Consider the following 12021-nt stretch of genomic DNA (forward strand, 5'->3'; position numbering starts at 1 on the left):
ATGGTTCGTGTACACGACGAACCAAGTGCTGCGATGGTGCCTTGAAGCGGGTTGACCTGGGGGACTATGCCGGTTTTTTGGATCGCATCGATGTTTGACTGGGGGGTAAATGCTTTGATGATTTGCGAAATTGTTTGTTGCAACCGACATCGATTTCGGTGCAGGCGGCTTGATCACAGTTTGCGGACGTTGGTGATGTTCTCAACGATTCGATGCAAAGGCGTGTGATTCCACTTTCGGAAAAGAGGTTCAGATCGCAGTCGTCGTAGGGACGATCATGCGTGACCGGGTTGTGACGATGGATTGGAAGTGCACACGCGCCGAGTCTAGATCCATCACCTTTGCGGCAATGAGTAGGTTTTGGGCCGGTTCGGTGAGTGCTCCGTATCCGACGGTCCCGCCGGCACCCTTGAGCCAGTGGGCACTGAGGGCCAGTTCGTCGAATTGCAGTTGATCGATCTCTTCGCTCATCTTGATAATTCGTTGATCCAAGCGTTCGATGAAACCCATTACGATCTCGCGGAACTCCGGGTCATCCAGTGGCAACGTGCAGTGGACAGGCTCCGCTGCCGGGTCCAGGCTGGAATCCATCGCCGGCAGTGGCGTCGTGAAGTCGGATAGTGACTGTGCAGCCAGTGAGTCCGCAGCCAGAGACTGAGCGGTCGAGAACTCGGCTCCTGACAGCTCAGCGGTTATTGAGTCGGCGTTGTCAGTATCGTTGGACTGGAATGCCTGTTCTTGTCGATTCGTGTCTTCGGTTGTTTCGCCTTCCATAGGCGGGATGACAACGCGGCTGGCGAGTTCACGTAGATTGGCGAGGATATCGCGAGCGATTTCAACTTCGTGCTTTTTCGCTGCCGTTTCCAGTTCGCGTGACGGCTCGGTGAATACGTCCAGTCCGACGGTGCCGCCGGCTCCCTTAAGCCAGTGGGCGTCACCTTCTAGGGCTTCGAAGTCGTTGTTCTTGATCGCGGCTTCGATGAAGTCCAACCGAGACGGAAGACGCTGGAGGAAGCCGGTTGTGATTTCACGGAAGTCCGGATCGTCCATCGGCAGGGTGGGATGGATCGGATTGGCTGGGCGCGACGTTTGAGCGCCATCGGCTCGGTACGTCAAACCGTTCGGGTTCGGGTTTGCGTTCGAAGGCGAGGGCAGAGCGGCGAATTCAATCGAATCAGCAGTGGAAATTGGTGGAAGGGTAACCTTGGAGTGGTCGCCGATGCGACTGGCTTCGACTGGGCCCAGGTGCTGTGACGCCAACTGCATCAGGTGGTCGAGATTGATCGGTTTGGCCAGGAAGTCGTTGCAACCGCATTCGATGCACTTCTCGCGGTCACCGACCATGGCGTTCCCGGTCAACGCAGCGATTGGAACTTCGCAACCGGCGGCACGAAGTTGTTGGGTCGCGGCGTAACCATCCAACACGGGCATTTGCATGTCCATGAAGACCAAGGCGGGTAATTCTTCATTGATGCTGTCGATGGCTTCTTGGCCGTTGCAAGCCGTAACGACCTCCGCACCCGCTCGGGTGAGGACGAGTTCGATCAGGCGGCGGTTTGCTTCACCATCATCGACGACCAGAACACGTTTGGCGGGAAGACGGATCAAATCGGCACCGGCGGCGGACCTGGACTTTTGGCGGATGGACTCTTCGAACTCGCTTGGCGAGATCAGATCTTCGGCCTCCAGTGCATCGATTGGCAATTCCACCCGGAACGTACTTCCTACGCCGGGTTGGCTTTCCACGGTCAGCTTGCCACCGAGAGCTTCGGCGAGGCGGCGACTGATCGATAGCCCCAGTCCAGTACCACCGAACTTACGGGTCGTGGTGCTATCGGCTTGTGCGAAGGATTCGAAAATGCGGGACTGCTGATCTCGCGTCATTCCGATGCCAGTATCAACCACGTCGATACGCAGGGTGTAGGCGGTCGTGGAATCGGCTGTGTCTTGGTTGTCGTCGTCGGCGTTGCAACGCATGGCGGCAATGATCGAAACGCTGCCTTCTTGAGTGAACTTGATCGCGTTGCCGACCAAGTTGGTGATCACCTGACGCAATCGAGTGGGGTCAGACAAAATCAGACGAGGGATGGCGGATTGCAATCGCAGGTGCAGATCCAAACCGTTTTCGTCGGCCCGAACTTGTAGCGTTTGAGCGACATCGGACATTACCGAATCGACGTGCGTGGGGATCGTCTCGACCTCCATATGCCCGGCTTCAATTTTGGAAAGGTCCAAGATGTCATTGATCAGTTCCAACAAGTGAGAACCGCTGCGGTGGATCATGTTGAGGTGGCCGACGGACTCTTCCGAATCGGTCACCAGTCCTCGGCGAAGGACGTCGGTGAAGCCCAAGACCGCGTTGAGCGGCGTGCGGATCTCGTGGCTCATGTTGGCCAGGAATTCACTTTTGGCTTCGTTGGCGTTTTGAGCGGCATCACGGGCTTGGGCCAGCGCGACTTTGTTCTCTTCGATCAACGTAATGTCGTCGAACGTGGTCAAGAACCCTTGGCCGGTGATGGGGGTGCAGTTGACCGTGAAGGTCAAGCGGCGACCGTTGACGTCCATTTGCAGGATGCGATCGAGAACCGATTCCTGGGTGTGCAAAGCATCCACCCAGGGCAGGTTCATGGGTTCGTCTTCATCAGAATCCGGGACGATCCAGTTCGAATCGGCTACGTATTTGCCGACGAGGTCTTTCGATGTGACGTCCAGAAGCTGGATCAATCGTTTGTTGGCAAACAGGATGCGTTGGTCGGAGTTCAGCAGCACGAGCCCGACGGTGAAGGTATCCAGAGCCTTTTCGACGTGCGTGGGGACGGCGCCCGACGGATCGAGGCTGCGTAGGGTTTTTCCTAGGAAGAATGCGAATTGGACGAAGCAAGCTGGGATCAGGACGATCAATAGCCATGCCGGAGCCCAGTAGTTCAATCCGAAGAGACCGCCGGTGGATTCGAAAGCGACCTGCAGTTCGCCCCATTGGTCACCATAGCGAAACACCGGGACCTGCATTTGGGTACCGGCGTTGGGTTGTGAGTTGTTTGGGTCGGTATGCCAAGTGGAATCGTGGTCGCCAGCGGAGACGATCATGCCGCCATCGGTGTTGATCAACCCGATCGATTTAATTTGGGGATCACGATGGACGACGGATTCCAGTGTGACCTTTAGAGCTTCGAGTTGGCCGGACGAGGCCATCGCGGTGCTACTGATCGCGAGCGTCTCACAAACTCGAGCCCGACCGCGTAGGATCTGTTCTTGTTCGTTAGGGAAGAAGCCTGCGGCGCTGGCCACTAACAAGCTGCCGGTCATCAAACCGACCAGACCGAATGAGAGTCGGAGCCGGATCGGGACGCGGCTGTAGAGCTTGCCGAACGCTTTAAGAGGTGACTTCATTGTTCAATTCCTTCAGTGTCAATCGCTTTGGATTGACGATCCATAAGTTCTTCTAGTGTTTCTTTGTCGCCGGTAAGCCCTTCGCCGGCGTAGGTGCCCTGCATGATTGTCAGCGGGTCAACGCCGCTCCATGCTGGCATGTGGGCAATCAGGCCGGACAGCAGGAAGCCGCTTCGCATAGCCCAGGCCAGAACACCGACGGTGAAACTGGAGGCAGCCGCACCAGCGGATCCGACCAGAATCAGGTCGCCTTGGATTTGCATCTCGACGTTCTTGTTGTATTTATCGAGCGTGTCCCACATTTGACCGGGGCGTGACATCAACGCGAAGTCAGCGATCATCATGGATCGTTCAGCGTCGGTCATGCGTGTCCACTCGCTATTGAAGTCGACGTCGTTGGTTTGTTGGCCTGTTCGCGAATCAACGCTGGACACGGCATCGGATGTCGAAACGTCCAGCGAAGCGACACCATTGATTTCAACCATGATTACGCCAGACCCGGATTGAGAATTGCCGGACGAATCAAGGTTCGTGGTGGTCGTCGTGGCGGTCGTTTCAGATGAGTTGCGGCTGGCTGAGGGCGGGGCGACGGCAATGGCATTGCTCAACGAAGCTTCGCCACTGGAGTTTTCGCCGTCGGAATCTGCATCCGATTCATCGCCGGAATCGTCACTGCTTGGTTCGTCTTCAGCAGCCGAAGCGGTTTCGCTATCGCTGCCGGTATCTGGGCTCTTATCACCGCCGCTGTCGGTGGTGGATCCGGTGTCGCCGCCGGCGGGAGGAAGCGTAACGACCGGGGGGATCACGTTGATGGTGACCGTCGCGGTGTTGCTGTCTTGCATTCCGTCGTTGGCTGTCCACTGGAACGACACTTGGCCGACGAAACCGGCTTGAGCGATATAGGTGTAACTTCCGTCGGCTTGTAAGTTCAGGATGCCGACACTGGGACCACTGACCAGCGTGGCGGAATAGGGGCCGCCGTCAGGATCGGTGACCAACGCGACGAAGTCTGCAACGGATCCTGAGGTGGTGGTTCCCGCCGTCATGTTGAATCGATGGTTGTCCAGCGTCGGGGCGGTGTTGGTGTTGACGACCGCAGTACTGGTCGTGCTTTCGAGCGTTTGAACGTCGGACTTGTTGTCAGTGATCTGGATACGAACTTGGAATTGCTTGCCTTCGTCGCTCAGGACAAGTTCATAGGTAGAATTGGTTGCGCCGGCGATGTCCACTCCATCGCGGACCCACTGGTAGCTGATCGAGTCGATGCCGTCTTGGTCGACAACGCTGCTGATGTCAGCGGTCAGGGTTTGGCCGACTTCCAAGGTTCCTTGAATCGCTGGGGTACCGGTTGGAGCATCGTTGGTGTCGTCGATGTTGATCGTGACGGTTTGGGCCGATGAGGTGTTCACTCCGTCGCCAGCGGTCACGGTCAAGGTGTAAGAACTGGCGGATTCGTGATCCAAGTTGGCACCCGTCGCTACGGTGACTGCACCCGTTGTGGAATTGATCTCGAAGAGTGCAGCGCCGGTGCCTCCCGTGATGGTCCAGTTCTGGATCGTCCCGGTGGTGTCGGCATCGTCAGCCAACACGGTGCCGACGGAGGTACCAGCGACGGAGTTTTCCGGAACGGCTAGACTTTGGTTGGGACGGACTACCGGCGCGGTGTCATTGGCGTCGGTGACATTGATGGTGACCGTCGCGGTGGAGGAATCGTTGCTGCCATCACTGACTTGGACGACCAGGGTATAGGACGGAGTTGCTTCCCGATCGAGGACCGTGCCGGCCTTGGTGGTGATTTCGCCGGAATTCGAGTCGATGTCGAACAATGACGCACCTGATCCGCTGACAATTGTCCAGCCGCTGAGTGTGGCGGAATCAACGTCGGTGGCCGTGACTGTCCCAACCGTGGCACCACCACTGACGCTTTCGTTGACGGAGAACGATTGGTTGGCATCAATAACCGGTGCGATGTCGTTGACGTCTTGCACGCTGATCGTGATCGTTTCGGTAGCCGAGGTGAGCGTTCCATCACTGACGGTGACGATAAGCGTGTAGGACGCGGTGGTTTCGTGATCCAAGGTCGTGTCGATGTTGGTCCGGATCTCGCCAGTGGTCGCGTTGATGTTAAACAGGGCTGAGCCGGTACCGCCGGTGATGGTCCAATTGCTGAGCGTGGTTCCCATGTCCGCGTCGGTTGCGGATACGTCACCGACACGCGAATCGCCGGCCGCGTCTTCCAGGATGGACAGCGTTTGGCCAGGAGAGACAACCGGAGGGCTTTCGTTGATCCCTGTGATGGTGATCGTGATGGTTTCGATCGATGCCGGATTGACTCCATCATCGACTCGGACATCGAGGGTGTAGGACGCGGTGGTTTCTTGGTCCAGCGTGGTACCGGACTTGGTCAGGACCTGGCCGTTGGAGGCATTGATGTCGAATTCGGCCTGTCCCGTTCCACCCACGATCGACCAAGTCCCTTGGATCTCGGTGGCGTCGGCGTCGTCGAGCGTTTGAACGGTGCCAACGATTGAATTGCCAGCCGCGTTTTCGGCGATCTGTAATTCCTGACCGGCTTGGATGACCGGGCCATTGTCATTGACGTCAGTCACATCGACGGTAACGTCCGTCGGATCGGAAACCAGGGTGCCGTCGCTGACGGTGATCTGCAGCGTGTAGGACGCGGTGGATTCGCGATCAAGCGTGGTTCCGGTCTTGGTCGTGACCTCGCCAGTGGCAGCATTGATGTCAAAGAAGGCTTGCCCGGTACCGCCGACGATGGTCCAGTTGCTGTAGCTAGAACCTAAGTCGCTATCCGTGACGGCGATCGATTCGTTCGTTGCGGTTCCCTCAGCGACGTTTTCGGAAATCGTCAGCGTTTGACCGGGGGTGATGACGGGCTTGTTGTCGTTGACGTCGGTGACATTGATGGTCACGGTTGTGTTCGATGATGTGAACGTCCCATCGCTGACGGTCAGTTCGAGCGTATAGGTGTCAGTTGCTTCGCGATCGAGCGTGACGCCGGTCTTGGTGGTGATGTTTCCGTTGTTGTCGATATCGAAGACTGCTTGACCGGTTCCACCGGTAATCGTCCACGATCCCAGTACGGGGTTCAGGTCCGCATCGGTGGCGGAAACTGGCGCCGAACCCGTGCTGGAGTCTTCCGCGATGTTGACGGTCTGGCCGCCTGTGATCACGGGAGCATTGTCGTTGATATCGCCGATCGTGATCGAAACGGTTTGAATGTCGGAGGTTTGAACTCCGTCACTGACAGTGATGCCCAACGAATAGGAACCAGTCGTTTCGCGATCGAGTGTTGGTGTTCCGGTGGTTGTGATGACCCCGGTAGCGGCATCGATTTGGAACATGCCGTCTGCATTGCCGCTAACGATTGTCCAGTTGCCGAATGTGGTGTTGGTGTCGCTATCGGTTGCGGCAACGGCTCCGACGACGACATCGCCGCCAGAATTTTCGTCCACCGACATGGTTTGGTCGGCCGTAATGACGGGAGTGGTGTCGTTGGTGTCCCCAACGGTGATGGTGATCGTCTCGGTCGACGAGGTGTTGGTTCCATCGCTGACGGTGACTTCGAGGGTGTAAGAGGCGGTATCTTCGCGGTCGAGCGTGGTGGTGCCCTTGGTCGTGATTTCGCCGGTGGTCGAATCAATGTCGAACAGCGATTGGCCGGTTCCGCCGCCAATTGTCCAGTCGCTATAGGTGGTGCTCGTATCCGCGTCAGATGCGAGAGCGGTGCCTACGGATGATCCGCCAGCAGAGCCTTCGGCGATCGTGAATGATTGACTGGAATCGACGACCGGTGCGGTGTCGTTGATGTCGCCGACCGTGATCGTGATCGTTTCGGTGGCTGAGGTGGTGACACCATCGCTAACGGTGACTTCTAGTGTGTATGACGAATCATTTTCACGGTCGAGCGTCGTAGCGGCCTTGGTCGTGATCTCGCCCGTGTCCGCATCAATGTCGAACAACGATTGGCCAGTGCCGCCACTGATGGTCCAATTGCTAAAGCTTGGGCTGCTATCGGCGTCGGTTGCTAATGCGGTGCCCACGGTTGATTCACCCGGGGAACCTTCCGCGATGGTGAATGTCTGACTGGGGGTGACGACTGGATCGTTGTCGTTGACGTCGGTAATCGAGACGTTCACTGTTGCGGTTGTCGAGACATGGGTGCCGTCGCTGACGGTGACCAACAAGGTGTAAGAACCCGTTGCCTCGCGATCGAACGTGGCACCTGATTTGGACGTCACTTCGCCAGTGGATTCATCGATGTCGAACAACGATTGACCGGTGCCGCCGACAATCGTCCAATCGCTATAGGTGGTGGCGCCGTCGGCATCGGTCGCGGCGACGGATCCAAGACTGTTAACGCCGGTCGCGTCTTCGGCGATCGTGAGAGTTTGGCCTGGCGTGATGACCGGTGCATTGACATTGGTGGCGGTGACGGAAAGGTTGACCGTAGCCGTCGTGTTCGCGAAAGCGGACGTGCCACCACCGGAACCTGGATTGATCACCGATGGGGATCCGTCGGTCGACGCAGTGCCCAGCGTTCCGTCCCAGGCCGTGAAGGTCAGACTGGCCGTTTCGCTTCCGGATGCATCGGGTTGATAACGAATCCAGGTGGTATTGGAAATCAAAGCCGCGTTGCTGGATCCAACGAATGGTAGATCGGTCCAAGTTCCATTCGTTCCATTGGTCGAGTCGGTTGAGTATTGCCAGTCGCCTGATCCCGTGACGCCGGTCACCGCAATTCCGAGCGTGTCTCCGTCGACGTCGCTGACGGTCACATCACTTAAAATGGTCGAGGTTTGTACGCCGGTCGATGGAGCCGTGTCGCTGGTTCCGGTCAGTGTGACTGGGCCGCCCGATAATGTGGGGGCATCGTTTACGCCGATCACTGTGACGGTGGATGCGAGATTCAAAGTGGCTCGCGCCCCGATACCGGAATCGGCTAGCCCCGTGATCGTGACGACTCGCGTTCCCGCGGTGGGGGCTTCGCTTGCATTGCGGTAGCTAACGGTGTTCACAACGGTTTGCAATTGTGACGCATCGAGCGACCCGCCGGTCAATGTGATCGTTGCCAATCCGCTGGAAACACTGACGTTGTAAGTCAATGAATTTGTGGTCGTGGTTCCGGAGGTGCCGTCCACCAAAGCGATTTCCAGACCGTCGATCGTCAGCAGTTCATCGGATCCATCGCTGATATCGGATACGGTGAGGTCCAATTCAGCAAACGTCTGGCCTGAATCATTAGTGTCGGCCGACGCTCCACTGAAAATGGTCGAGCCGGGGGAATCACCTTCAGTGAAATCAGGATTTAGATCAGTGGCGGTCAGGGTAGGTGCTGTGTTGAGCACGAGCGTGCCGTATTGGCGAACGTAGACGCCCTCGGAATCCACTTGTCCGGACTGTTCCCCTTCGCCGCTCCATGCGACCACGAAGTTATCGAGGTCGATTGCCGCGACAGACGCCCTGGTTTGCCAACCATCGGTCGATTGGTTGATACGGAAGTTCGATCCGATCGCGGATCCGGAACTGTCATACTTTTGGCCAGCTATTCCATAAATGTCACCGCTGGTGGTGCCTTCCCAAACGATGATGAAGTTCCCATCGGCATCCATCGTGATCGAGGGGTCCGTTTGGGTAGTGGCCGATGTTTCGTCGTTGACCGTGAACGCGGATCCGTTCGCGTTCCCAGCGGAGTCGTACATGCGAGCTTCGACGTCCCTCGTGTACAAAGCGGCTAGACCTAACGTTTGACGCCAAGTGACCACCACGGATCCGTCCGCGGCGATGGCAACGGCGGATTCGCCGGCGGAGCTACTTGAATCGACGGTTGTTTCAGAACCTAGTTTGGTTCCATTGCTGTTCATTCTCTGGAAATGAACTCCGTTGGAATCATCCCAAGAGACCACGAAGGTACCGCTGGTATTGATGGCAACCGAAACGTCACTTTGAGTTCCGCTTGTTTCGGTGTTGATGCGGATTTCGTCCGTTTGTGCGACTCCGGAAGCGTTAAACAGTTTTGCAAAAACCCCGGTGTTGTCGTCGTGATCGGGAATCGTCCCGTTGCCTTCCCAAGCAATCACGAAATCACCCGTTGCGGCGTTCATCGCGATGGCGGAATCTTTTTGAGTTCCTGAGGTCGTGTTGTTGACGATCTGGTCGGTCGCATCCAAGGCGACTCCGGTTGCACTGAATCGCCGGTAGTAGACATCATCATCATCACTGCTCCACGTGACAACGAAGGAACCGTCCGACGCCGAGGCAACGCGAGCGTATTGCTGTTCGCCGGACGTGGTGTTGTTGATTTGGATCTCACCGGTCAAGGCTTCGCCGCTAGCCGCGAAACGCCGGGCGTAGATGCCATGGTCACTGCCATCTTGCTCGTCGCTGGTCCATACCACGACATAGGAACCGTCGGCTGCGAGAGAAACGGCTTGTTGGCTGCCCCGGTCCTCGCCAGATGTTTGTTGAGTGTTGGTGGTCGTTGTGTTGGCTCGCGTTTCATCGGTCGCGACCAAGGAGGATGATTGGAACGCGCCGATGTCGAACTGAGCTCCTGATCGAGCGACCAACCTAGCGTCCACGACAGGGGCGCCGGATGTCGTGGCACCGTCGATCGCAGCGCTGGAGGTCTTCAATGCGTGGGTTTGCACGAACCCGCCGTTGTCAGCCAAAGCTTCCAACCCGCCGTTGGTGTCCAGTAGGTCGCTGGCGTGGAATCCATCGCCGCCTTCGGTGTCGCCAATCAGGTTGTTCCCGAGGCTCACGATCGTACCTTCAATGTCGTGCTTGGCGGCTCCATCGAAGTCGACGTTCTCAGCGACGATGGAGTTCTTGAGCTCGATCGTGGGGCTCGAATTAATATGAATCCCGCCCCCCTTTTTGGCTTCGTTCAGGGTCACCGTTGAGTAGGAAATACTGGCGTCTGCTTCCAGACAGAGCCCGCCTCCTTCACCACTGACTGTGTTGCCGCTGATGGTCGTATTGAGCAACGAGAGCAATCCCGTGGATCCGCTGGCACCGAAGATCCCGCCCCCATGTTCTGCTTTGTTTCCAGACACGGTGACCCGATTCAGCGTCGCGGTGCCGGCGTTGAAGAGTCCGCCGCCATCGCCGGTTTCCAGAATGCCATTGTTTGCGATCGTGACGTCGGTCAGCGTCAGCGTGCCGTCGTTGAAGATACCCGCTCCGTCATCGCCATCGTTGCCAATGATGGTGGATTGCGAGATCGTCACATTGGACGAAACCGCGACCAAGATGCCACCTCCGTCGGCGTTCGTATCGCCATTGGTGAAGGTCATGTTGGTGAACTCAACCGTCCCGCTATGCACCTCGAACACGCGATCTAGGCCGTTGGCATCAATGATGGCTGCGGAACTTCCCACCCCCACGAACCTGACATCGCCGTGGATATCGAAGTCGCCGGAATACCCGGTGTCCTCGCCCGCGCCGCTGAGCGTGATCGTGTAGGTTTCGGCCGCTAATTCGATGGTAATGTCATCGCCGGTGCCCATCGATGTATTGAGGTTTGCCTCGATGATGGCTTCACGAAGCGTGGTCAACCCGTCGGACGTGTTGATGTTGTCATCTGTTGAGGTGACGGTGATCGTCACGCTGGCGAGTTTGCCAGCCCAGGAGTCTTGGAAATCATCTGAAAACGCGACCTCGGTTTCGATGTCGCCTAGCTCATATTCCAGGTCCCAATCGCCACCTCGGTCAACATGCCCCGTGTCATCATCGCTGGCGGCCACGTCGGCGTCGGTGAGCGTGGCAATCGATTGCAGGAATTCGATCCCATTCGGATCGCTGCCCAGTTCACATCCGTAGAACAGCAAATCAGCGTCGGTGGTCAGTGCGGACTGCCAATTGGCGATTTGGCCGGCATAGGCGTCGAGGTTGTCGATGCCCAGTTTCGTTGTCCCGAGTCGAACCTGGCCGTCTTCGGCGTGCGAAACGATGTGAATCGATGTGATTCCCGATCGTTGGTCCAGTAGCTCGGAAATTTGGTCAACGCCGTCACGATCCGACTGCAGGACCAACACTTCCGCGTTGGGGCGGTTTTGGCTGAGGTCGTCCAGGATGGCGTCGAGATCGCGGACCGACGAGTCAATCACGACAAGTTCACCGAACGACGATTGTTCTTGGTCCGACGCAAAAGCGTCCTGGTTATCGCTCGAATCGTTCGAGTTCGCGTCTTGGTCGACGACCATCACGGTGGCAGTGTCGGCGTTGCCAGCCGATTCGGCCAACGCGGGATCGAACGGGGTGGCACTGAACAGCAACCGCGGTTCCAAACCGGTTAGCTGTAGGCCTCGCGAACCGGACTTGTGTTTCATGCGATCGCGATCGGCCTCTTGACGAAATTTCGTCCAGAGTTCGTCGGCGACCAGTCGCATTCGTTGATAGAGATCCTGGGGCATCCTCAAACCTACCTCGCAGTACTCCACCTGGGGTGTAAATATCGCGTTGATCAGATAGGTAGCTGAGGCAAAGTCCACGCAGTGGGCAGCATGGGAGGACTTTTCCGATGACGCATCTTCGGACATGCGAAGAAATCATCGATAGCGCTGTTCAAAATGGTCCGGTTATGCCGATTAGTCCTAGACATCGGGT

2 protein-coding genes are annotated in these 12021 nt (G+C 57.2%); both read right to left on the reverse strand.

Features of this window, described 5'->3' with window-relative positions:
* Positions 1-249 precede the first annotated feature (249 nt).
* On the reverse strand, positions 250-3390 hold the full coding sequence (locus ACR3ZL_RS12625) for a sensor histidine kinase (RefSeq protein ID WP_473652793.1): 3141 nt from the start codon (positions 3388-3390) through the stop codon (positions 250-252).
* Positions 3387-11954, reverse strand: a complete 8568-nt coding sequence (locus ACR3ZL_RS12630) for a cadherin domain-containing protein (RefSeq protein ID WP_473652792.1) — start codon at positions 11952-11954, stop codon at positions 3387-3389. Before ACR3ZL_RS12630 ends, ACR3ZL_RS12625 begins: the two co-directional genes overlap by 4 nt.
* Positions 11955-12021 lie beyond the last annotated feature (67 nt).

It is taken from the genome of Rhodopirellula sp. J20-39, assembly GCF_057365095.1.

Bases quoted from the DNA above. Each gene is read 5' to 3' on its own strand.
- ACR3ZL_RS12625 (WP_473652793.1), bottom strand. From the start codon at position 3,390: ATGAAGTCACCTCTTAAAGCGTTCGGCAAGCTCTACAGCCGCGTCCCG.
- ACR3ZL_RS12630 (WP_473652792.1), bottom strand. From the start codon at position 11,954: ATGTCCGAAGATGCGTCATCGGAAAAGTCCTCCCATGCTGCCCACTGC.